Raw genomic sequence first — 305 nt, 5'->3', positions numbered from 1 at the left:
AAAACTCCAAAGAATAAAAAAAATATTTTTTTCATAATATACTGTTTTAGAAGGTTTAAAGTAGAACAAAAACTATACCCTCTAATCTTTAAGGATACTATTTTCATGGAATTACATGAAGAAATTCCATACAAGTCCAAAACGGACTGCAAAATCTCCATAGGGATAAAAGGGAGCAGAAAAATTATTATTTTCTTCGAGCAAAAAATTCAGATTTTCTAATTTAAAGAAAATGCGTGCCTGCCTTATTTTCCCGTTGAAAAAGAGATCTACAGTAGGGAAACCATCAAATTCTGTTTCATTTT

Annotated in this window: 1 protein-coding gene; it reads right to left on the bottom strand. The window is 29.2% G+C overall.

Annotated elements, in window-relative coordinates:
• Positions 1–111 precede the first annotated feature (111 nt).
• Positions 112–305: putative porin (locus HC175_RS22655; protein WP_168140048.1), on the bottom strand; the 194-nt coding region annotated here is incomplete at its 5' end.

The organism is Salinimicrobium oceani (assembly GCF_012037645.1).
The sequence above is the reverse complement of the archived record's forward strand: the minus strand, read 5'-3'. Positions and strand labels throughout refer to the sequence as shown.